The organism is Enterococcus sp. HMSC061C05 (assembly GCF_001814765.1).
Taxonomy (GTDB): Bacteria; Bacillota; Bacilli; order Lactobacillales; family Enterococcaceae; genus Enterococcus_B; species Enterococcus_B lactis.
Window position 1 is genome coordinate 29,574 of the sequence record NZ_KV817712.1, and the last position, 23,560, is coordinate 53,133.

Genomic DNA, 23,560 nt, shown 5'->3' on the forward strand with positions numbered 1-23,560 from the left:
ATAAATCTCTCAACTCAATATTTTGTCCATTATTTTATCTTTTTTTGCGTATACATACTAAATATTACCGTCTTCTTCTCGCTCTTCTGCTTTGTTCTGGAGAATCTGTACTAGAAAAAGTAGTGGCATGTCTACCCTTTCTTCCGATCCGAGACTTTCTTTTCCTATAAGGAATATAAATGAGCAGATACAATACAGCAAAAAATAAGGCAAATATGCAAGCTTCCCAACTACCTAACGCCAGTTCGATCATCAAGCTAGCAACTGCAATAGACGCTGCATACCAGATAAAAATCAGGAATCTTTCTTTTTTTCTGACCATTTTGAACATGATAAATAGACTAATGAGCAATAGTGGTAACACAAATACCCAATTATTTCCTTCCATCAGCCACTTGAGTATATCAAGTAGCGACTGCGCAATAGCGACTAATTTTCCCATAGTGGACACACACCTTTTTTATAATTAAAAAAATTCGCCTTTTTATTCTACTATGAATCTTCTGGATTGGCTTTCATTTCTCTTATGTAATCATTTTCTTTTATGTAACTTAAAAAAAAATTAAACCATTAGCAGAAAATTTTCTAAATATATTCACGAAAGTCTTTTTCTATCTTTCATTTTTCCTCGTCTTCATTCACTTAGCGTCAAAAAATAAAAACGACAGTTGCGCAAATGACGCACAAGCTGCCGCTTTAATACCCATTTGTTTTTTATTCTCAGCAGGTCACTTATTTCCAGTTAATTTCCTGTTCTTAGCTCTTTGCTCAACTGGATAATATATGCGCTTAACGATGCGCCGATTTCCGGATGATGAAGTCCATATTCAATATTTGTCTTCATATATCCTAGCTTATCGCCTACGTCATACCTTTTTCCTTTAAATTCTCTCGCATAGACCGCTTCTGTTTGGTTAAGGGACTGGAGTGCATCCGTTAGTTGTATCTCGTTCCCTGCTCCTGGTTCTTGAGTTGCTAATATCTCAAATATTTTGGGAGTCAGCAGATAACGTCCGATAATGGCTAAATTGCTTGGTGCTTTTCCAAGTTCAGGTTTTTCTACAAAACCATTTACTCTGCAACGTCCCTTTTCGTTATCTGTTTTAGGATCAATAATTCCATATTTAGAGGTTTCATTTTCTGGTACACGCATGACGGCAACAGCAGAAGATTGTGTTTCTTCATAATCCATCATCAATTGTTGAGTCAGTGGGATATCATCTTTCATCAAATCATCCCCGAGCATGACAACAAATGGTTCATTCCCTATGAATGCTTTTGCTTGAAGCACGGCATCCCCCAGTCCTCTTGGATGAGATTGACGGATGAAGTGAAGATTGACATGAGTCGTTTCTTCAACTAAAGCGAGTAGTTCTGTTTTTTCCTTTTCCCGCAAATTGTTTTCCAATTCGATATTTGCATCAAAATGATCTTCGATGGGTCTCTTTTCTTTTCCCGTTACGATCAAGATATCTTCGATTCCCGAATCCAATGCTTCTTCCACAATAAATTGGATCGTTGGCTTATCCACGATTGGAAGCATTTCTTTTGCCATGGCTTTTGTTGCCGGCAAAAAACGTGTTCCTAGCCCAGCGGCAGGAATAACTGCTTTTTTGACCTTCACTTACTGTTCCTCCTAAACGACGCTTACCTGTTAATCATCTATTTAACGAAGAGAAAATTCATTCTCCATTTTTCCGTCACGTAGCATGATTTCTTTTGCTGCTTTTTTAATATCTTCTCCATTATACAAAACATTATAGATGGTTTGAGTAATTGGCATCTCAACCCCTAGCTGTTGTGCTAGCTCGACTGCTGCTTTTGTCGTTGCCACACCTTCAACGACCATTCCCATGTTTTCCAAAACTTCTTCCAGTTTATGTCCCTGTCCTAGTAAGTTACCGGCGCGCCAATTACGGGAATGAACACTTGTACAAGTAACAATCAAGTCCCCAACACCGCTCAAACCGATAAACGTCAGCGGATTGGCACCCATTGCTACACCAAGACGACTAATTTCTGCTAATCCGCGAGTCATGATGGCCGCTTTTGCATCGTCTCCGAACCCTAGCCCATGGATAGCACCGGCACCAATAGCAATGATATTTTTTAATGCTGCGCCAGTTTCTACACCAATCACATCATTATTTGTATAAATCCTGAAATAATCATTCATGAATAATTCTTGTACATAAGCAGCTGCTTTTTGATCGATACTTGCAGCTGTAATCGTTGTAATATCATGAACTGCTACTTCTTCCGCATGACTAGGGCCAGATAATACGACGATTGCCTGTCGTTTTTCTTCTGGAATTTCTTCAGCCAAAACTTCTGAGATCCGTTTATGCGTATCTTGTTCTAGGCCTTTACTTGCATGGATAATGACGGGCTTAGTATTCATTTTACCAATAAGTTCCTGGGCGACTGAACGGATCGCTTTTGTCGGAACGACAAACAAAATAGCATCTGCGTCATCCACTGCTTCTGCCAATTCTTTATATCCGATAATCGATTCTGGGATCGTCATATCGGGTAAAAAATGTTGATTTGTATGATACGTATTGATTTCGTCAATCTGTTCAGGTACATTTCCCCAAATACGGACATCATGCCCGTTTTCTGCCAATGTTTGTGCTAAAGCAGTGCCCCATGATCCAGGACCAAGAACTGCGATTTTTTGTTTCATGGATATTCCTCCAAATAAATAATTGATAATTTCCATTATAGTATACATTTCTTAAAGTTTGGACTAATTTCCATTGTTTTTAAGTGTTTGTTTAATTCTTTTATCGACTTTCACTTGAAATAATCTATTAAATGTTGCAATAGCGTACATTTTAATTTTTTTCTTTTTACACTTGTTATACTTTATTTGTCACTAAGAGAAAGGAGGTTTGACTATGTTTCCATTACCATTACCATTGGGAGGCTGGGAAGTTTCTCCTAACAACCCTTAATTGAAGCTACATACAAGAAGAGGCTGGGACAGAAGCGTTTTACTCCAAGAAATAAGAAGGAATTCACGAAAATTGCTTTTCAAATTTTTGTGAATTTCAGCTTATTTCCGAAGGAGTTGCTTCTGCTTCCGCCGTTTATACGTGTTTAGAGCGTGAGACAAAAGTGTTCTTTACTTTTGTCCCACGCTCTTTGCTTAAATCAATACATGGTAGAAATTTTGATAAAAGTCGTATCCTCCTTATTCCGAGTAAATGATGTGACACGCAGTTATACATCAGGCTTATTATCTCTTGATACACAGTGTTCAATCAGCTCACCCTCAATATTAGATTAAAAAACGGCAAAATATGAAAAACTATTTTGCCGTTTTGTTTCTGTAATACTTAGGTCAAAGTATTGATTTCACAACCGCTTGATAAACGGTGTTACAGAAGTAGCTTCTATCACGACCTCATCATCAACTTATTTTTTGCCATAAAGAGAAGGTCGTATCTGGTGCCCAATGTGCGGCTGCAATATGCGCTTGCAAGCAACGATATTGAATACCATTATATGTGACTATGTCTCCTGCTTGATAAAAAGTACCGACTGTCCAAGAATTTCCTTGGCCGTTCTCGTCTAGGGTTCTTGCTGTGACAGACTGGCTTAGTAAAGAAACACCTGTCCGATTGACTGCACGAACTTGATAGCGATACGCAGTAGAAGCTGTTAAATTTTGATCTTCAAATACAGCGGTTTGTGAGGTAGCGATCTTCTTGCCATCTCTGTATATTTCATAATAAAGTACTTCTTCCAATAAGCTATTTTCTTGCCATACCAAACGAACTGTTGATTGTGTCACATGGTTGATGCTCAACCCGTTTGGAATAGAAGGTGCTGGTAAAGCTGTTGCTTCTTGCGTACGGATATTCAATCTATCGGAACGTGCAGAAATATTTCCTGATGGATCGACCGCTTCAATCGTATAAGAATAAGTCGTTTCTGGTTGTAAACCTGTATGTATATAATTCGTAGTGTTGCTTGTTCCTACTAATCGATTGTTTTCATAAATATTATAATGTGACACACGAACGTTATCCGTTGACGCAGTCCAAGACAATGTGACTGTCGTACTTGTTGCTGTTCCTCGAAAATTGGTCGGTTTAGAAGGTTTCTCTGTATCTGGTTCTTGTTCCGTAAACAGATTTTGATAAGCTTTCGCAAATGATTCATTATAAGAAATGCCAGCTGAGTTTACCCCTTCGTCCCAGTTCACGCTCCAAGTCATCAAACCTTTCAAAGGTGTACGTTCTTTTTCCATTTGTTCGAATACTTGATAGACAACGGATGGATCTTGCACATAACCGTTGGCTGCCGCATCGTTATTTGCTGGAATCCCCAAAGCCAGACGATCTGCTGGTATCCGAATGTATCCACTCTCTCCGTTATGCAAGGCTTTTGACATACCATATAAGAAATCATATTTTCGACTGTCATTGTTCTGAGCAATCCATTCGTCTCCCACGCTTAATCCGTCGCCCGCCTGATTATATAGTTGTGGTGCAATAAAATCATACTCATTTTCTAATGCAGTGATATAAGGTACATAGCCTCCCGCTGTTCTCAAATAAGGGAATTCAGGTGCCATAGAAATAATAAAGTGTTTTCCTTGCTTTTTATAATGATCTCGTACGATTTTCAACGCTTCTGGAATCACTTGCTGGTTATCTCCTGCCGTAATGGCGCTTTGTTCTAAATCAATGTCTAAACCATCAAAACCATAAGTTTCTACCAACCGAATCACTTCATCTGCAAATGCTTGTTCTTGTCCTCTGTGCAATTCGATATGGGAATCAGCTCCGCCTAAAGAAATGATAACTGATCGTCCTTCTTCATTCAGGGCAGCCACTTTGCTTCTGAATTCTTCATCACTCATATTAAATGGCTCAAATGTAGGGATTCCTTCGCCTTTCATAAAAGATACTGCGATGACATTGTAAAACGGATTGATCTTTCCTAAGTCTGTCTCTGCTGGTTTCCCACCTCTATATCCCGCACCTTGCTCCGGTTCCCAGTTATGATAATAACCAACAGCAATTTGCTTTTCTGAGATATCCGGCATCAATGCCGCGGAATCTTGTGCAGCATGTATAGATTGTCCGCCTCCAGCGAAACAGCCGATTGCTGCCAATGACAGCCAAAAATTTTTTTTCATTCATCATACCTCCTAATATTTGGTAACTATAGTTTATTTTAACAACGACTGTTTTTCATTTTTTGTATGTTATTACAACATAAATAAAAATTGCTTTTAAAGCATGAGCACTTTTTATCAAAAATAGTACATAATTGACATTTTCGTCCTTAGATAACAGCCTTGTGTTATCTTATATTCATAAAAACGTATGGAGGTAACTTACATGATAAAACATGCTTCTTTAATTCGAAAACTAAGAAAAGAACGTGGACTGACACAAGCTCAATTAACTGAGGGGCTTTCTCAGCGAGGGACATTAGCTGCTTTTGAATCTAGAGGAACAAAAATCAGTTTTGAATTGTTAGTGGATTACCTTGAACGGATGAATGTTACACTTGAAGAATATCAATTTTTGCTGAACAACAATACTCTTACAAGTAAACAAAAACTTTCTAATTACCTGATCACAACAAAATATTTAACAAAAGAGCAAGAGAATGAACTGCTAAAAGAATATAAAAAAACTGGGAATATTTATTATCGCCTGCTATATACGCAACGTATACTAATTGATCAATATCTGGGAAACCGAAAGCTCACTCGTTCGGAAACTTTGACAGAAGTTTCTATTATCAAAAAGTACTTGGAAGGTATCGATACATGGGGACACTATGAACTTTCTATTTTTTCCAATTGTTTATTTATATTCGATGACGAGTATATTTATCATTCTTTTCAGCGTAGTGTCATAAAAATGAAAGCATATGTCGATACTGCTCATTATTCCGAATTATTATCAAATTTTCTTTTGAACGGTATACATCTATCTTTTCATCGTTCTTCTGTTTTTCTTAGAAAACTATTTTTAGGAGAATGGAAAAAAGTAAGTGACCGTTATAAACATACGTTAGACTTAGCCCGTTACAAAGCATTCACTGCTTTAGCTCTATTAGCAGATGGCAATGAACGAGCACTAGAAGAAATTGACGAAGCAATCCATTTCTTTGAATGGCTAGGACTAGAGGAAGTGAAAGAAGAGATCATTGAATTGAGAGATTCTCTTTTGAAAAAAACTATACATAAAAATGATAAGGCTATTTATCAATAGTCATTCTTCTAGTTTTTTATTTTTGTTGCAATACCATACAAAAAAATAATATTTAAATAATACATTTTATACTATCTTACGAAAAGGAAACCTTTTCTTAAAATATTTTATCTAACTGGAGGAATCATCAAATGAAAAAAAGTACTTTATTGGGATTAGGAATGTTACTTGCTACAACAGGAATCGCCGCTTTGTCTTCTGTAGATGTCTCGGCTCATGGCTATGTTTCACAACCTATCAGCCGTGGCTATCAAGGTGCTCTAGATAGTAGGAATAATTGGCAAAGTGCTTTTGAAAAGTATGGTCGTATCATCAACGAACCACAATCTTTAGAGGCACCAAAAGGATTCCCTTCGGCTGGACCTGCAAATGGTCGGATTGCTTCTGCTAATGGTGCAGTAGGTGACTTTGTTTTGGATAAACAAACAGCTACGTTATGGACAAAAAACAACTTAACTACTGGGGCAAACCGATTCACTTGGCATTTCACAGCTGACCACGCAACGACGAAATGGCACTATTACATGACTAAAAATGGTTGGAATCCAAATGCCCCATTGAATAGAAATGACCTGGAATTCATTGGTGAAGTAAATAATGGTGGTAATTCGTCTATTACTAATCCGACTCATACAATCAATATTCCTAGCAATCGTCTGGGGTATCATGTCATTTTAGCAGTTTGGGATGTAGCTGATACAAATAACGCATTTTATAATGTAATCGATGTCAATGTTCAAAATCGTAATGCATTAACTGACTTGGAAAACAACTAAAAAATAAAGGGAGCAGTTGTCGCTGCTCTCTTTATTTTTTATATTCTTTTCATCCAATCGATCCTAATAATCAAACTGACGATAGTAGCGGCGTATCTCTAATGGATGACAATTCAGCTGTTCGACATGTGCATCGATACGCTGTGTCACTGCATGCATCAATAAGAAAGACAACACACGTCCGCGATATTTTTCGCTGATACCTTCTACTGGATAGTCTTTTGTATCTATCAATGTATAATTACTACAAATTTTTGGCAAAAGTTTAGCTACACGTTCAGATAACACTCTCTGTTCATCTTCGCCTAAAAATAAAGTGACTGGGGTCGTTTCTTCAACGATCTCTAACGTCCCGTGAAGAAACTCGGCAGCATGGATAGATTTCGATGGGAGCCAGCTTTGTTCTTCCCAATAACACATGGCATATGAATAAACAGCTCCCCATTGATTCCCTGCTCCGATAAAATAATGCATGCTATCACGTCGATGCTTTTCTGCAAATGATAAGCCAAATGCATCTGCTTTTTTCTCTGCTTCAACTAACCCTGTTGGCAAATAATGTTCGAGCTGTTCATAGTACTCTGAGTAATCTTCGAATTCCCCATGCAAATACATCAATCGATCTGCTACCATAAAAAATTTGATTTGTTCTGTTCCGGGAGCTGGATAAGTAACCACAAAATCGCATAGTTGAGACAACTTACTCTCCGCTTTATCGATAAATCCAATCAGTGTCGCTCCTACTTTCTTGATTTCTTCTACTGCTTTCACTACTTCTTGGGTTGTCCCAGTAACAGAGGACACGACGACAATAGAATCTTTTGTTAATCTTTTGTTCCCAGTAGTGTAATATTCTGCAGCATGCTGTACAAAGACAGGCAAGTTGCTTTTCCCATTCATATAAGTGACAGCTTGCATCGAAGAAGCATATGTTCCACCAATTCCTAAATAATAGACAGCATCGAATTGTTCCGTATAAAGTTTATCGATGATTTTTTCTACTTGCGGACGTAAAGCTAGTGCACCTTTTATTGCTTTGATTTGTTCTTCTTCATTGAATTTCAACATGATTTCCACCTCTTATAATTTACTTTTCAAGACTGTATCAAAGTCTTCAAAGATCTTTTTGTTCAAGTCGATTCCTTTAGCTGCTGCGATTTTATAAGCGAATAGTTGAAATGGAACGACAAGTGCTAATATAGACAGATATTCATCACATTCTATTGCTAATCCAAGTGTTTTCTCGTCTCTTGCTTTTTTTGTGGTAATTGTGAGAGCCTCTCCAACATACTGACTCATATATCTCCGCAACTTTTGTGAACGTTCCTTATTTTCATTGTCCCCTTCAATAAAGAACAGCAAATGGGAAGCACCAGCCTCTAGATATGGGCCATGCATGTAAGCTTCTAACTCAAATCCTTGTGACGGGACACGGATTGTTTCCGTCAATTTCGTTTCTGCTTCTTTCGCTGTTCCCCAGTTTGGACCATAGCCAATAGTGATGAAGCGTTGTGTTAAACGAAACAAACTTTGATACTCATCAAAAAATTCTTCCGTTTTTTGAATAATCACTGGTAAATGATCGATTATTTTTTGTAACTGTTGCATGTAGTTTTGTTCTATTTCTTTGCTGATATTATTTTTACTTATCCCAATTCCTAGCCCTAAGAGTAGTAACTGTAAGACAGTAGCAGAATAGCCTTTTGTAACGAAGCCAACTGTTTCTATCCCAGCACCTAAATCAATAATCTGTGTAGCTTCTAAAGCAAGTGGACTTTGTACGTCATTTGTGACAGCAATAATCGGTATTTCTTGTTTTTGGATCATTTTTACTGCTTCAACAGTAGAAGCACTTTTCCCACTTTGTGACACAGCAATCACAGTATCGATTGATGGAGAAAGTTTTCCATAATGAGCAAAATGAAAAGGTTCTTGAATATCGACAGTTAGCTCGCCATAAGATTCCAATGCCGGCTTCGCTGCTAAACAAGCGTTGTAAGAAGAACCCGTTGCTAGCATCAGCAGATTCGTTGTTTTTTTCATTTGTTTTCTTGTCGAAAAATCATTTTTTTTCAAGATCGTACTTAGTACTTCCTTTTCTTCATAAATATAATCTTGCATCGTAACCATTTTCTCTGCTCCTTTTCTAAAAAATCCCTATCCACGAACCAAAAATCCCAAAGAAAGCTAATCCGATCAAGATCGTCAATGGTTTTACTTCTTTTTTCAATAGATAAAACACTGCACCAAATGCACCCAGACATAAGATATTTGGGACAATATCATCAAAAATACTTTGAACAGTCACAGCATTTTCTCCTGAACCGATTTTTAAAGGAATATTGATAGTAATCATCGTGGCAGTCATTGCTCCGACGACCATCAACCCAATGATAGACGCGCCTAATGTCAAACTTTCCATCATCCCGTTTGCCTGAATCTTTTTCAAAAAACCCGTTCCTAAGCGATAACCCCAACCTGTTGCTAGATAGCGGAACAGAATGTGCGGAATATTGAAAATCAAAATGAACAAGATAGGTCCTAAAATATTTCCTTGCATAGCTAAAGAGGTGCCCACACCTGTGGCAATCAATCGTAAAGTTCCCCAAAAGAAAGAATCCCCTAGCCCTGCAAGTGGTCCCATCAAAGATGTTTTGATACTGTCGATCGTGGTCACATCAAATTCAGGATCATCCTTATTTTCTTCCTCCATTGCAGCCGTGATCCCTAAAATCAATGTAACGATATGTGGGGTCGTGTTGAAAAACTCTAGATGCCGTTTCAAAGCTGCTGCCATTTCTTCTTTTGACTGATATAACTTTTTCAAAATCGGAATCATTGCGTAAACATAAGCCATATTCATCTGTCGTTCATAGTTCCAAGAAAACTCCATTTGAAAAGAACGCCAGAATACATGATTCAGTTCTTTTTTCGTTATTTTGCTGTTTTTACTCTCAGAATTCTTCATCTTCTTCGACCTCCCCTGCAGTGGTTTGAAGTGGCAGTTGACGGACATTCATGATATTGACTACCACAACGGCTAAAATTGCACCAAAAATAGCTACTCCGGTCACAGGAATCTCTAGGTAAGAAGCTATAGCAAAACCTAAGAAAAAGTATGGTGCAACTTGTTTGTTAATCAGCAAGCGAGCGAGCATCGCGAAACCAAGAGCTGGAATCAACCCTGTTGCTACTGATAAGCCATTCTGAACGAAGTCAGGAATCTTATTGAGTAGATTTCCGATCGTATTGCTTCCCACCATATACGAAACCATTACCACAACACCAAGCATCAAGGAAAGACCGAAACCGGCAAGCAAGTGCATATGCTCGACTCCTTTATAGTTTCCTTCTTCTGCATAACTGTCCGCTTTATGGTTCATAATTGGAATCAAAAGACCTAAGTAAATATTTTTCAATATCAATGTCAACGTAGCAATTGGTAAACCTAGTAAAAGTGCCGTTTCCGTACCAGCTCCAGCTGTGATAGCAAAAGCCGTGCCTAGAATTCCTCCGGTCACCACATCAGGGGGGATCGAAGCACCTACTGAGAATGATCCGATAAATGCTAACTCCAAAGTGGCACCCATGACGATCCCAGTTTTTACATCACCCAACACGATTCCTGTAAACAGTCCCGTCACAATTGGACGAGAAAGCAGTGATGTCCCTAATGCATATTCTGATTGTGCGATAAATGCAACGATACCTAATAAGACTGCTTGTACAATCATTGAGTTTCTTCCTTTCTTACAAAACTTCCCTTACGTCCACTTTTTTATCTGCCGGTACTTGACGGATCTCCACTTCTATTTGTTTGTCAATCAATCTTTTCAATCGTTCCTCCTCTTCTGGTAAAATATTCACCGCTTTTCCAATACTGCGAGTACCAGGTTTCGCCTTGATCCCTCCTAAGTTGATGGTTTTGATTTCTGGATACGCTTCTGCCAGCTTATATGCGTCCTCGATTGATTCCACTACGATGAATAGCTTATATTTATCTGTCACACCGCTTTTCAATGCGGCAATCGAGTCATCAATGGATTTGATTACTAGTTTGACTCCTTGCGGCTTGGCTAATTTGATTGTTGTCTTTCGTATCTCATTAGTAGGCACATCATCATTGGCAATCAAAATACAATCTGCGCCTATTGTTTGTGTCCAAGAAAAAGCGACTTGTCCGTGTAATAACCGATGGTCAACTCTTGTCAATACAATCATTCTTCTTCCTCCTAAAATTCGTCTTCTTCTATTTTTTGATTGATCTGTTCGTTACAAAACTGGATCATTTTTTTTGAATCAGTTAGCACCTGCTGGATCAAAACAGTTGTCTCTACTTCAGCGTCCAACCGAGATACTAGCTCAATCAAGAGTGGCAAATTCAATCCGGCAACAAGATAGACATGATTCTGATTGATATATTGTAAGAATTCATTGTTGACACTTCCGCCAAAAAGATCCGTCAGAACAATGATTTCTTTATCTTTGTACCTCATAAACAGCTGACTTACTGATTCCGTTAAATCAAAATTCTCATCAGTATAGCAGTCCAATGCAGTAATAGAATGATTTTTCCCATAGATTAGCTCTAATGAATCTAGTATCCCTGAAGCAAATTTCCCATGGGAAGCTAAGATAATTTCTCTGTCCACTTTTTCATCTCCTCTTTTTACTTACACATACTAAAAAGCAAGTTGCGTGCCAAAGTTAGTGGCCGCAACTTGCTTATGTTCAAAATTCTTCTTCTATCGAGAGTAACTCTGTACTTTCACTCAAAATATCACAGATATAGGCAATCTCAGAATGAGGGATCATGACACTATAATGCTCTTCAATGACACTAAACGCAGATTTAATAGCAGATACCTCTTCTTTTTGACACTGTTCCCATTTCTCTAATCCTTGATAGGTTTCAATTGGCATTTGTCGGATCAAACGTTCGATTAGACAGCTCACATGGACATATAACGCTAGTTTTTTGGGATTACTGATTCTTCGATTCAACTGCACCTCTAATTCTCGCATAAAATGATCGATTTCCTCCATCACCTTTTCTGTATCTAGAATAGTCACAGAGTCCAGTACTTTCTCCAATGAAAAATTGCGAATGATGTTCTGGTTGAATGTTTCCTTATCTGAAACATTCATAGCAGAATCCAACCATTCTGCTAGTACAGACATCTTCTCTCCTGAGATGAGGTCTTCTAATGAAAGATAGTCGATATCGGTGATAGCAGGATCTGCGGTACCTATGATCCCTACGATTTCGTATATGGAAAACAATGGTTCACTGTTTTTCTTATCTTTTAATCGCTGATATTCATATGGGATGATTTTCAACTGACAAGTCGTAGGCAAACTTTTCTCTAGCAGTTCACTTAGGTGAGCCGCCGTGCCGATTCCAGTGAAGCAGGTAGTAATGAGTGCTTTGGGTTTATTTTCTTGTGGATAGAGGAGCCGCCATTCTGGTTGGATTTGACGAACGGCCTCTTCTGCTATTTCTTCTAAAGCTGCATTTTTTTTCAAGCATTCCCCTACTGTGATGGCTAAAGGTGTCGTCACATTATTCAAAATCAAAAGTGGTACAGATAATTGTTTTTTAAAAAACTGATGAATTTCTTTCAGAGATCCCATATCTACTAATATGATCAACCCATTTGAAACATCGCTGTTTTCGCAATAATCCACGATTTCTGCAGCAATCTGCTGTGGTGTGACATCTAGCGGCATATCAAATGATTCAAATAGATCTTCTTGTAATAAACGATTGACCACATTTGCCATACTGCTGGCAGTTGCATAACCGTGCGCAGCAATCATTGCTTTTGGCAGTTGTTTTTCTTTTGACCATTTTGCTTTTTTTAGATAGATCGTCAGTAAAATCCGATCCATACTAGTGACTTCAATATCTAATTTAATCTTACTCAGTTCCAAGATTCGCTGGACATAATGATAACTAGATGGATAAGATTGAGAAACCTGTTTTTCTAATTCTTTGATTAGTTGGATAATCGCATGTTCTTCCGGTAACCATTTGACAGTGCTTCGCTGATAAAGATAGTAACTCAAGGCATAGACACTGTTTCCATCGAACTTGATTTGATAGGCAGACTCCATTTGTCGAAAGGTCTCACGGATAGATTGAGTCCAATAAACCAACAGCTCGTGTTTTTCTTGTCTACTGGTCTCAAATAGCAAAAAATCAAATAATTGGATCACTTCTTGTTTTAGTTTTCCTTCGCAAGAATATAGAAGACACTTATTTTTTTTGAAATCAAGCAGGATTTGCTCAAAACTTTTAACGATTCGTTGCTGTTCTGGTTGTTGCTTTTCCATCAATTGTTCTAAGGTCTGGTCTTGCGTGATATAGATTCCTTGCTGTGCTGTATTTTTGGTAATGGGCTCAGCGAGTAGTTCTTTTTGCAAATGATGGATGGTGACATGGATCTCCGACTGTTCACGTTGTTCAGCATACGCTTTTGCTGCTGAAACTTTGACAATATTTTTCAGCTCTCCTATGTTTCCAGATAATTTTTGACCTGCTAGAAGTGACAAAACTGGGCCACTGACTGACAAAGGGCTTCCCATTTTTCTTTGTTCCTCGATAAAAAAAGAGTAAACCAGTTCTAGCCGTTCATTTCGACTACGCTGATTGAGTGCAGGCAGTTCGATTCGGATAGGTATTCTTCGAATGAAAGTGGTTAAGAAATGACTAGTGGCCTCTTCTGTTGTGGCAAAAAAAAGACGTGTTTTGATCCGCCGTGACAAATTAGGTTCTCCCATACGATAAATCACACCTTGATCAAGATAGGTGAATAGTTTTTCCTGCCCTTCTGGTGTTAAGCGATGTACCTCGTCTAAAAACAAGATTCCACCATCTGCTGCTTCGAAAGCCCCTTTTTTATTTTCTTCTGCTCCAGTGTAAGCTCCTTTGACATGTCCAAACAAATTGCTAGTCAACAGTTCAGGATTATCTGCATATTGTGCACAATTGAAAGTGATGAATGGTGCAGAGTCCTCTAGTAAATCATGAAGCAGACAATACTGATAGACTAAATGGACTAAATAACTTTTACCTGTGCCGCTTTCACCTGTGATCAAAAGTGGCAGTCCGCCATCTGGATAGTAAAGAGCTGTTTTGATTTGTTCGATACTTTCTTTCAAACTGGCGTCGTGTCCGATCATAAAAGAGAATAAATCTTTTGGTTGTGCGAAAAAAGGCTGTTCTTCTTTAAGATCATTGATAGAAAAATAAAAATTCGTACGTAACTTAAAAAATTGTTTTTCAAAAGCTTCTTTGTGGAAATAAACCACTGGACGAGAATTGATTTTGACTAGTAGTTTCTCCTCATTCAACTGGTTCAAATAATGACTGACTGTGTTTCTTTTTACCCCAAAATGTTCAGCCAATCTTTTTGCTGTAAAGACCTCGTTCATATGGTTGAGATCGAAAAAGGCTGTCTGGTTCTCTAAGTAGCATAAAATTTCGTGTTTTAACAACTTATCCACCCCTATTCCATCATAGAAAACGGATTCATTTTGTCAATAAAATCTTTAATAAAGGGTTGAAAAATATGTCTTGTTATAGACAGCAGCTCACTTATCCCTTATAATTTTTATTCTAAAAAAGAACAGTTCCTTCCGGTTTTTATACTGGGATTTCCAAACAATAAAGAAAGAACAAGGAGGCTATGACTATTCAATGAAATCGGATAAATCTAAAAAGAGGAAGTATACTTCTTGGAAAACTTTTCGCGAAATCATCGGATCTTATCTCGCTGTGGTTGTGTTTTTACCTTTGCTTTATATGGCTATGACAGAACAAACCCGTTTTATCGATGTAGATACGCAATATATAGCCGAAACAGGATTTTTATTTATCTTTATCTTGATTTTTGCGTTCTATAAATCCTTCCACACAAAATAGGAGGCACAGCTCTCAATTTTTCTGTCTGCTTTTTGTTATTACAAATCCTTATATCTGGTATAACAACAATTTATTGGCGTAACGAGGAAAAACGAGTTATGATGCTTTCAGAGAGTAAAGAGGTACTGTTGTCACCATCCTTTTTATTGATTACGTACACCACTCTTAGTTTTTTCCCATTGATTAAGAAAACAAGGTAGAAACATCACTGTTCCTGCCTTGTTTTCTTTTTCGTGTGCTGTTTTGATATCAAAATCGCAAACGACTCTCTACATAGCGATATTGATAATGAGAGGTTGTATTCGTTACACCAAACTTAATAGAAGCGTTTCTTCCTACTCCGATATTCACCCCTGCATTCCAAGTTGTTGAACCATTATTGAAGAAGTCGCCATTTACAATGTAAAAAATACGGTTAGCATCTTCTAAATGAACATAAACAGTTCCACCAAATTGTTTCGACAAACCATTATATCCGCGGATCATTTCAACTCGTACGATCCTTTTGATAGCCCTAAAATTTCCACTTTCACTGGTCTCGCAATAAAAGCGCATCGTGGGTCTATAACTAGCATTGACTGTGAAAGATTGCGATAATGTTCTGTATGTTGCTCTTGCTGTACGTGCTTGTCTTGCACTTTCATCTGTGAATCCAAGCTCTTGTTGTGCTTGGATAATAGGGATGCCGTTTTCTTTTGCTACTTCTCGCACCATTTCATCAAAAGTGAGTACGGGACTTATGTTTATCTCTTTCTTTTCATTTGATATGTCGATCACTGATGCATCCACTTCTACAGCAAACACAGGCTGTCCGATATTACTTACCCCCCTAAAGCTGCCATACATAATAAACCAATCAACAATTTTTTTATTTTCCTAGTCCTTCCTTCAACATTAATTAGCTTTCCCACAAACAATTTGTTACAATAACTTTATATCATAAAAAGAAAACGATTTCAACAACTTTCGAAAAAGGAGAATAAACTATGAAAACAAAGCTGTTATTAGATTTAATAACATCGTTACTTTTAATTTTTTCGCCAAAAATAACGATGGTTTTTATGGAAAATGAAGCTTCGCCCTCTCCATTTTATGAGATTTTATTCATTACTAAGATCATTTGCTTTATACTCGCTGTTTTTTACTTAAATCATGGAATCACTACTTTTTTATTTTCAAAAAATAAATAGCGCTCCATTGATGATTCTGTACCTGATCCACCTTTTGCACACGATTCATTTATAAAAAATCGGACAAAATAGACGTTTGGAGGAATGAAGAGACCGGGATGAATTTCCCGTTCTCTTTCTTTTTTTCTAAAAAATATTCTATTCAATCTCTAAAATCTCTTCATAATAAAACTTTCATTTATGAAAAGGCTTGTTCTCTTTTCATTCTAAATTTCCTAAGCTACAATGTGGTAGTACTTGTTTTTTCAACTGTAGACAAATAAATAATAGGAGGAATCATATGATTCAGTTATTACGTTATGCAAAAGATTATCGTAAGCAAATCATTTTGGGTCCGTTCTTCAAGTTTCTTGAGGCTGTCTTCGAACTTGTCCTACCTTTAATGATGGCTTCCTTGATCGATAATGGATTAAAAATGAATGACCGAGGAAAAATCATTGAAATGGGCTTATGGATGGTCGCTATGTCTGTGATTGGTCTGATTTGTGCTATCATTTGCCAATACTACGCTTCAGTAGCTTCACAAGGATTTGGTACAGAGTTGCGAAATCAGCTGATCAAAAAAATCAATACTTTCTCTCACAACGAGTTGAATCATTTTGGAACAGATACCTTGATCACTCGAATGACAAACGACATCAATCAGCTTCAACTAGCTTTAGCAATGGTCATTCGTTTATTGATTAGAGCACCATTTTTAAGCATCGGTTCAATAGTCATGGCTTTTGTGATCGACTGGGAAGTAGGTCTGTTTTTCTTAGCATTATTGCCTATTTTCTCCATCATCTTATTTTTTATCATCAGAAAAACTGTTCCTCTCTATCAAAAAGTGCAAGAAAAACTAGACCAGCTCAATGAACACGTCAGCCAGAATCTTAGCGGCGTTCGTGTCATACGTGCATTTGCACAGACAAAAAAAGAAACAGAAAAGTTTGATAAAAGCACAAATGATCTAGCGAACAATTATTTACGTGTTTCCAATATCTCTGCCCTTTTATCGCCTGCTACGACCTTGATTATGAATGTCGGAATCATTTGTTTGCTAACAGTCGGCGGGATCAAAGTAAACATTGGTAGTTTGGAACAAGGACAAGTTCTTGCTTTGATCAATTATATGAATCAAATGCTTTTGGCACTGATCGTTGTTTCAAACCTCGTCGTGATCTTCACACGTGCCGAAGCTTCAGGTAATCGAGTAAAAGAGGTTCTAGACACAGAGAATTCGATTCTTGAAGCCGAGATCAGTACTACTCCCGATTTTTCTTCTGAATCGATTCTCGCTTTTGATCACGTTGACTTCCGTTATACTCCTGATTCTGGGCTTTCTCTTCAAGGGATTACATTTCAGCTGAAGCGAAATACGGTCCTTGGAATCATTGGTCCAACGGGAAGCGGGAAAACGACTTTGACTCAATTGATTCCGCGCTTCTATGATGTCAGTTCCGGTACAGTCATAATGGATGGAATGGACGTTCGTTCTTGGCAGCTGGATCATCTTCGTCAGCAAATCGCCCTTGTTCCCCAAACTTCCGTGTTATTTACTGGGACTATTCGTGAAAACCTTCAATGGGGTAAGCAAGATGCCACAGAAGATGAGTGTTGGGAAGCCCTGAAAATCGCTCAGGCAGAAGAATTTGTACGTCAGCTTCCAAATGGTTTAGATACAAAAGTCATGGAAAACGGAAAAAATTTCTCCGGCGGTCAAAAACAGCGACTAACGATTGCAAGAGCTTTGATTGCCAAGCCAGAATTACTGATTTTAGATGACTCTTTGAGTGCGTTGGATTATCAGACTGACTTGGATTTGCGTAAGGCGCTGCAGACTTATCTTGGCAGTACAGTGATCATTATCTCCCAACGTGTCCGCTCCATTCAAGAAGCCCACCATATCTTAGTGATGGATCAAGGAAAGATCGCTGCTCAAGGTACGCATGAAGAATTACTTGCTCAATCAGCGGAATATCAGGAAATCGTCGCATCACAGGAGGAAGAATAGTTATGAAAGTAAAAAAATTATCCTTGCAGACACTCCGTCGCTTCATCCCTTATCTTACTGCTTATGCGAAAGACATTTGGCTAGCTGTATTACTAGGGATCATCAACGGGATCGCAACAGTTGTGATGACGTTACAAATTGGCCAAAGTATCGATCAAATGATCGGAGAAGGACAAGTTCGCTTCAATCGACTATTCCATTTACTGATTCTGTTCGGTGGGATCGTTTTGATCAACGTAGTCAGTCAATGGCTCATCCAAGTATTAAGCAATCGGTTAGCTTACTTGTCCGTTGCAACATTAAGAAAAGATGCTTTTGCTCAACTGAATCGATTGCCACTTCGTTATTATGATCAAAATTCTCATGGAAATATCGTCAGTCGATTTACAAATGATATGGACAACATTTCTATTGCGATTTCTGCTGCCTTCAATCAATTGTTTTCCGGAGTTGCGATCATCCTTCTTTCGTTTATTTTTATGATGCGTCTAAGTCCACTTCTGACATTGGTCGTTCTTTGTTCCACACCGATTATTTTCCTTGTGAGTTGGATCGTTGCTCGTGCTTCGCAAACAAATTTCGATAGACAGCAAAGAATCATTGGGGAGATCTCGGGCTTTGTGACCGAACGAATCGGTAATCAGAAAATCGTGAAAGCTTTTCAGCAAGAAGAAGCTAGTCAACAGCAATTTGAACTGCTAAATGCTGATCTATATCAAAAAGGACAACGGGCACAATTTTCTTCTTCCTTGACAAACCCGTCTTCTCGTTTTGTAGATCACCTTGCTTATTTATCGATTGGTTTAGTTGGCGGCCTATTGGCATTGAAGAGTGGTTCGTCAATCACTGTTGGTGTGATTTCCAGTTTTACGATCTACTCAAGTCAGTTTTCTAAACCATTTATCGAACTTTCTGGAATCACGACACAACTGCAAACCGCTTTTTCTGGTCTAGAACGAGCATTTGATTTGATCGATCAACCAGAAGAAAAGCCTGATTTGCCAGATGCCTATGCCTTGGAACCCAAAAATATCAAAGGAAAAGTCTCTTTTGATCATGTTTCTTTTTCTTATGACCCCAAACAGCGTTTGATCGAAGATTTCAATTTTACTGCTTATCCAGGTCAAACCATTGCTATAGTAGGAAAAACAGGGGCCGGAAAATCCACACTTGTTAATTTGCTGATGCGTTTTTATGACACAACAAAAGGAACGATTACAATCGATGACCATGACATCCGCTCTATCCAACGTGATACATTACGTAAAAGTTTTGGAATGGTGTTACAAGATACTTGGCTATTTGACAGTACATTGCGAGAAAATCTTCGTTTTGGGAATCCGGAAGCAAGTGACGTAGAAATCAATGATGCCCTAAAAGCCTCTTATATGTATGAATTTGTTGAACGTTTGCCGGAAAAATTAGATACTAAGATTGGCGGTCAAGGGTTAAAGATATCAGATGGCCAACGCCAACTGTTGACGATTGCTCGAACGATGATCAGTAATCCGCCTATGTTGATCTTAGATGAAGCTACCAGCTCAGTCGATACATTGACAGAGAAAAAAATCCAACAAGCTTTCTTAGCAATGATGGAGGGAAAAACCAGTTTTGTTATTGCCCATCGCCTGTCCACAATCAAAAATGCGGACCAGATATTAGTGATGGATCAGGGAGCCATTGTCGAAATGGGCACCCATGATGAGTTGCTTCAAAAAGATGGTTATTACCGACGGCTCTATCAAGCACAATTCACAGCACAATAAAAACAAGCAGTCTTCTGGGATGGGAAGACTGCTTGTTTTTTATTTAGCGTGGATCGCTAAACTTCTTAAAATTTTTTTGTAAGGAACACTACGTCCTACGTAATAAATGGCAATTGATTGAATCGGTAACCATATCACTGTTTTTAACAGGCGGGGCGCCCAAACGACCCAGCTGAACAATGGCACATGGTACATCAACGCAAGCCATAATGGTGTCAAAAATAAGTTTATGATCAGCGTGACACTAAGCGTAGCCAAAATGGCATTTTTCCAAGTGATTTCTTTTCGATAGAAAAAGAATCCGTAGATTGCTCCTTCAATAAATGCATTCAATGTAAATCCAATAAAAAATGCAGATTTCGAGAAGAGAGCCATTCCTACTAAATCAGCTAAAACTGCACCTATCCCTGACCAAAAAGGACCAAAAAGAATGCCCATGATCACTTGTGGAATAAATGTGACACTGATTTTAATAAATGGGGTCTCGATTGCTACCAGACGGGACAACGTGACCATCAATGCAATCAGTAAGCCCATAATAGCAATCATACGTGCGTCTAACCGGTGTTTCTTCATTTTTAGCATCTCCTTTAAGAGCTGCTACATCGTATCATGCAGCGAATGCGAAAATAAAACCGCGAACATTACGTCCTTCGTCCAAGAGGCAACATCCCATCCTCTTAGCACTTAACGCTTTATTTTCTACTCTGTATTATTTTTGGGATCTTTTCCCACAGAAACTATAGCATATTTTCACATTTACTGCAAACACGAAAAACTAATATTATTGGTTATATTATACAATACGTTCGTATTATATCGCATCTTCTCAGTTCGTTTAGCTTTTATAGCTACATATAGGCGAACATTAAACGTTATTTTTCTATACACTTATCCATCAAAATGAAAGTGGACGTTTGTCTATTTCATGGACGATTCTTCGAAAATCTAGGAAGCCGGCTTCCAGTCCTCTTAGCAGCACCTCAGCTGTTCCGATATTCGTAGCCAACGGAATCTCATAAACATCAGATAAACGGATAAGTGCTGTTACATCTGGTTCATGCGGCTGTGCAGCTAGGGGGTCTCGAAGAAAAATCACCAAATCTAACTGGTCCTCCGAGATCATTGCTCCAATTTGCTGATCTCCGCCTAACGGTCCGGATTTAAACCGATGAATGGGCAAGCCGGTCGCTTCCGTGATCCGTTGTCCAGTCGTCCCGGTAGCAAAAAGTTCATGTTTTTCCAATATTGTTTTATACGCTGTTGCTAATTTCACCATCATAGGTTTTTTTCGGTCATGAGCGATCAAAGCGATTTTCATAAGAGACACTCCTTTTGATATGGTTAACATACTTATTTACTCCAGTGTATCAGTTTTTATTTCTTATGGATATTTATTGAAGCTTAAAACTAGCACATTGACAAAAAAAAGAAAAAATTCTTGTTCAACATGACATTGAACTTAGTTAACGCTTTCATTTATACTTTAATCAGTTAATAAAACTAAAAAAGAAAGTGTGGAACGTATTATGGTAGAAATGGCTCTGAAAAACGTATATAAAAAATATGATAATGCAGAAAATTATTCTGTGACTGATTTTAATCTATCAATCAAAGATCGTGAATTTATCGTTTTTGTTGGTCCTTCCGGTTGTGGAAAGTCAACTACTTTGCGAATGATTGCGGGACTGGAAGATATCTCTGAAGGAGAACTAAATATTGGCGGAAAAGTCATGAATGACGTGGCACCTAAAGACCGTGATATTGCCATGGTTTTCCAAAACTATGCATTGTATCCTCACATGACTGTTTATGATAATATGGCTTTTGGTTTGAAATTACGTAAATATGATAAAGCAGACATTAAAAAGCGTGTGGACAATGCAGCAGAGATCCTCGGACTGACAGAATACTTGAAACGAAAACCAGCTGCTTTATCTGGTGGACAAAGACAACGTGTAGCATTAGGACGTGCAATCGTTCGGGATGCCAAAGTCTTCTTGATGGATGAACCATTGTCAAACTTAGATGCTAAATTACGTGTAGCCATGCGTGCTGAGATTGCCAAACTTCACCAACGTCTTGAAACAACGACGATCTATGTTACTCATGATCAGACAGAAGCGATGACTATGGCTGACCGAATCGTTATCATGAAAGACGGATTTATCCAGCAAATCGGTACACCGAAAGAAGTTTATGATACACCAGTCAATATGTTCGTTGCCGGCTTTATTGGATCTCCTGCCATGAACTTCTTTAATGTGACATTGAAAAACGGTGTCATCACAGATGGACATGGGCTTAAGCTTCGTATTCCTGAAGGGAAAAACAAAGTATTAGTCGAAAAAGGTTATGAAGGAAAAGAAGTCATCTTCGGCATTCGTCCAGAAGACATCCACAGTGAACAAGTAGCCCTTGAAGCTTCACCTGAAGCCGTAGTGAAATCAGAAGTTGTCGTTTCCGAATTACTTGGTGCTGAAACGATGCTTTACACAAAAACTGGTTCTACTGAGTTCATCTCAAAAGTAGATGCAAGAGATTTCCATAAACCAGGTGAAATGATTGACCTTGCCTTCAACATCAATAAAGGGCACTTCTTTGATAAAGAAACCGAACAAGTCATCAAACTTCCCTAATCTGCCCCCTTCAGAGCTACGCCAGAAAATAGTGGTGTAGCTCTTTTTAGGACAAAAAACGCTCATCTTAGCGGATTTATTATCCGTTAGCAGATGAGAGTTTTTCTTTGATAGATCATTAGTATGTCGTTTTCTTCGCGTACCCTTGAATCGATTCTTTCCGATTTCCTTTTTTTGCTGCCGTAAATACCGGGATATCAAAGTATTTGCTGAGTGTTCCTGCTATAAAATAAGCAATATTATAATCAACCAAACTGTGGATGAGTCCACCAATTCCCATCAAGATGAACACTGTATAAAAATATCCTTGAGAGTAATACGTGTCAGGCATATTACCGATGAAGTAAAAGATGCTGACTACTAGCATTTCTACTAAAGAATGAATCACACCTATCACAAAATTGAACCCTTGGAAACGCCAATTAGTAAAAGTAAACTGTCCATTCTTTAAAACGATACTCGGATGCTTCTGCAAGTACCATGCCCCGATCAATGCAAATACAAGATGTGACAATGCGCGCAATGCAATGATAACTGGCGTTGTCAAAAAGAAACCGAATGTCGTACCTAGTGCAACAGCCACTGCAACTCCTGGTGTAAAAAACATCGCAATAAATAATGGCACATGAGACGCTAATGTAAAAGAAGCAGGTGGGATCATGATTTTAGGCATAACCATTGGGATAATGACCCCCATCCCAATCAATAAAGCAGAAATCGTTAGTTTTCGAACTGAATTTTTTCTCATTTTTTCCCTCTCCTAATATGTCTTGACACATAAATGTCGACTTAGTATAACTCACTTATCAATAACTGTCAAGACACATATTCTTTTCTAAATCCATACAAAATGAGTGTGAGTATCCAGTATAAGAATTTTTTGATCAAGAGACAAAAATAGGAGATGTGACAAAATTTGTGTCACATCTCCTTGTTCATAATGGGAATCAAAAGCTTGCCTTTGCGGAAATAAGCCCAACCAAATCAAAAATAGGAGAATCTGTTTTTTGAAATTGCTCCTTGT

General features: G+C 38.1%; 21 protein-coding genes and 1 riboswitch. Of the genes, 6 read left to right on the forward strand and 15 right to left on the reverse strand.

Going from position 1 to position 23,560, the window contains the following annotated elements; all coding sequences use genetic code 11:
* Positions 1–64: 64 nt before the first annotated feature.
* The 4 genes from HMPREF2988_RS00155 to HMPREF2988_RS00170 all read right to left on the reverse strand — a co-directional run bounded on the left by HMPREF2988_RS00155 (position 65) and on the right by HMPREF2988_RS00170 (position 5,152).
* Positions 65–442 (reverse strand): hypothetical protein, encoded by a 378-nt coding sequence (locus tag HMPREF2988_RS00155; protein ID WP_002328959.1) that lies wholly within the window; start codon positions 440–442, stop codon positions 65–67.
* A gap of 300 nt (positions 443–742) precedes the next feature.
* Positions 743–1,624 carry a UTP--glucose-1-phosphate uridylyltransferase GalU gene (galU, locus tag HMPREF2988_RS00160; protein WP_070769759.1) on the reverse strand — a complete coding sequence of 294 codons (882 nt, stop codon included), beginning with the start codon at positions 1,622–1,624 and terminating at the stop codon, positions 743–745.
* Positions 1,625–1,666: 42 nt separating this feature from the next.
* Positions 1,667–2,686, reverse strand: a complete 1,020-nt coding sequence (locus tag HMPREF2988_RS00165) for an NAD(P)H-dependent glycerol-3-phosphate dehydrogenase (protein ID WP_070769760.1) — start codon at positions 2,684–2,686, stop codon at positions 1,667–1,669.
* A gap of 729 nt (positions 2,687–3,415) precedes the next feature.
* Entirely contained in the window at positions 3,416–5,152 is a 1,737-nt protein-coding gene (locus HMPREF2988_RS00170) for a fibronectin type III domain-containing protein (protein WP_070769761.1), read from the reverse strand.
* A 205-nt stretch (positions 5,153–5,357) separates the two neighbouring features.
* Between HMPREF2988_RS00170 and HMPREF2988_RS00175 the strand changes: the two genes are divergently transcribed.
* On the forward strand, positions 5,358–6,242 hold the full coding sequence (locus HMPREF2988_RS00175) for an Rgg family transcriptional regulator (protein WP_070769762.1): 885 nt from the start codon (positions 5,358–5,360) through the stop codon (positions 6,240–6,242).
* 131 nt (positions 6,243–6,373) lie between these two features.
* A complete protein-coding gene (locus tag HMPREF2988_RS00180) occupies positions 6,374–7,018 on the forward strand; it encodes a lytic polysaccharide monooxygenase auxiliary activity family 9 protein (RefSeq protein ID WP_002315774.1) in 645 nt (214 codons plus the stop codon).
* A 63-nt stretch (positions 7,019–7,081) separates the two neighbouring features.
* Here the strand turns inward: HMPREF2988_RS00180 and HMPREF2988_RS00185 are convergent, their stop codons facing one another.
* The 7 genes from HMPREF2988_RS00185 to HMPREF2988_RS00215 all read right to left on the reverse strand — a co-directional run bounded on the left by HMPREF2988_RS00185 (position 7,082) and on the right by HMPREF2988_RS00215 (position 14,527).
* Entirely contained in the window at positions 7,082–8,086 is a 1,005-nt protein-coding gene (locus HMPREF2988_RS00185; protein ID WP_070769763.1) for an SIS domain-containing protein, read from the reverse strand.
* A 12-nt stretch (positions 8,087–8,098) separates the two neighbouring features.
* Positions 8,099–9,148: an SIS domain-containing protein gene (locus HMPREF2988_RS00190; protein WP_024635816.1), complete on the reverse strand. Its 1,050-nt coding sequence runs from the start codon at positions 9,146–9,148 to the stop codon at positions 8,099–8,101.
* Positions 9,149–9,164: 16 nt separating this feature from the next.
* Positions 9,165–9,986, reverse strand: a complete 822-nt coding sequence (locus HMPREF2988_RS00195) for a PTS system mannose/fructose/sorbose family transporter subunit IID (protein ID WP_070769764.1) — start codon at positions 9,984–9,986, stop codon at positions 9,165–9,167.
* Positions 9,973–10,752 (reverse strand): PTS mannose/fructose/sorbose/N-acetylgalactosamine transporter subunit IIC, encoded by a 780-nt coding sequence (locus tag HMPREF2988_RS00200; protein ID WP_002315770.1) that lies wholly within the window; start codon positions 10,750–10,752, stop codon positions 9,973–9,975. The genes HMPREF2988_RS00195 and HMPREF2988_RS00200 overlap by 14 nt, the downstream gene beginning before the upstream one ends.
* 16 nt (positions 10,753–10,768) lie before the next feature.
* Complete coding sequence (locus HMPREF2988_RS00205; protein ID WP_002287114.1) at positions 10,769–11,239, reverse strand: PTS sugar transporter subunit IIB; 471 nt, start codon at positions 11,237–11,239, stop codon at positions 10,769–10,771.
* 11 nt (positions 11,240–11,250) lie between these two features.
* Positions 11,251–11,670: a PTS sugar transporter subunit IIA gene (locus tag HMPREF2988_RS00210; protein ID WP_070769765.1), complete on the reverse strand. Its 420-nt coding sequence runs from the start codon at positions 11,668–11,670 to the stop codon at positions 11,251–11,253.
* 79 nt (positions 11,671–11,749) lie between these two features.
* Positions 11,750–14,527 (reverse strand): sigma-54-dependent transcriptional regulator, encoded by a 2,778-nt coding sequence (locus tag HMPREF2988_RS00215; RefSeq protein ID WP_180363515.1) that lies wholly within the window; start codon positions 14,525–14,527, stop codon positions 11,750–11,752.
* Positions 14,528–14,720: 193 nt separating this feature from the next.
* On the opposite strand from HMPREF2988_RS00215, the gene HMPREF2988_RS00220 reads away from it, so the two are divergent.
* Positions 14,721–14,945, forward strand: a complete 225-nt coding sequence (locus tag HMPREF2988_RS00220; protein ID WP_002315767.1) for a hypothetical protein — start codon at positions 14,721–14,723, stop codon at positions 14,943–14,945.
* 249 nt (positions 14,946–15,194) lie between these two features.
* On the opposite strand, the gene HMPREF2988_RS00225 is transcribed toward HMPREF2988_RS00220, so the two are convergent.
* Positions 15,195–15,791 carry a hypothetical protein gene (locus HMPREF2988_RS00225; protein ID WP_070769766.1) on the reverse strand — a complete coding sequence of 199 codons (597 nt, stop codon included), beginning with the start codon at positions 15,789–15,791 and terminating at the stop codon, positions 15,195–15,197.
* A gap of 624 nt (positions 15,792–16,415) precedes the next feature.
* On the opposite strand from HMPREF2988_RS00225, the gene HMPREF2988_RS00235 reads away from it, so the two are divergent.
* Both HMPREF2988_RS00235 and HMPREF2988_RS00240 read left to right on the forward strand, forming a co-directional pair.
* Positions 16,416–18,131: an ABC transporter ATP-binding protein gene (locus HMPREF2988_RS00235; RefSeq protein WP_070769767.1), complete on the forward strand. Its 1,716-nt coding sequence runs from the start codon at positions 16,416–16,418 to the stop codon at positions 18,129–18,131.
* Between the two features lie 2 nt (positions 18,132–18,133).
* Entirely contained in the window at positions 18,134–19,897 is a 1,764-nt protein-coding gene (locus HMPREF2988_RS00240) for an ABC transporter ATP-binding protein (protein ID WP_002291060.1), read from the forward strand.
* A 39-nt stretch (positions 19,898–19,936) separates the two neighbouring features.
* On the opposite strand, the gene HMPREF2988_RS00245 is transcribed toward HMPREF2988_RS00240, so the two are convergent.
* Both HMPREF2988_RS00245 and mgsA read right to left on the reverse strand, forming a co-directional pair.
* Positions 19,937–20,473 (reverse strand): folate family ECF transporter S component, encoded by a 537-nt coding sequence (locus HMPREF2988_RS00245; protein WP_002291062.1) that lies wholly within the window; start codon positions 20,471–20,473, stop codon positions 19,937–19,939.
* 37 nt (positions 20,474–20,510) lie between these two features.
* Positions 20,511–20,609: riboswitch (THF riboswitch) on the reverse strand.
* Between the two features lie 186 nt (positions 20,610–20,795).
* Positions 20,796–21,218, reverse strand: a complete 423-nt coding sequence (gene mgsA / locus HMPREF2988_RS00250) for a methylglyoxal synthase (protein WP_002291069.1) — start codon at positions 21,216–21,218, stop codon at positions 20,796–20,798.
* Positions 21,219–21,426: 208 nt separating this feature from the next.
* Between mgsA and HMPREF2988_RS00255 the strand changes: the two genes are divergently transcribed.
* The gene (locus tag HMPREF2988_RS00255; RefSeq protein ID WP_070769768.1) at positions 21,427–22,536 is read left to right on the forward strand and encodes an ABC transporter ATP-binding protein; all 1,110 of its coding nucleotides are present in this window, start codon (positions 21,427–21,429) and stop codon (positions 22,534–22,536) included.
* 118 nt (positions 22,537–22,654) lie between these two features.
* On the opposite strand, the gene HMPREF2988_RS00260 is transcribed toward HMPREF2988_RS00255, so the two are convergent.
* Complete coding sequence (locus HMPREF2988_RS00260; RefSeq protein ID WP_002291071.1) at positions 22,655–23,284, reverse strand: hypothetical protein; 630 nt, start codon at positions 23,282–23,284, stop codon at positions 22,655–22,657.
* Positions 23,285–23,560: the final 276 nt, after the last annotated feature.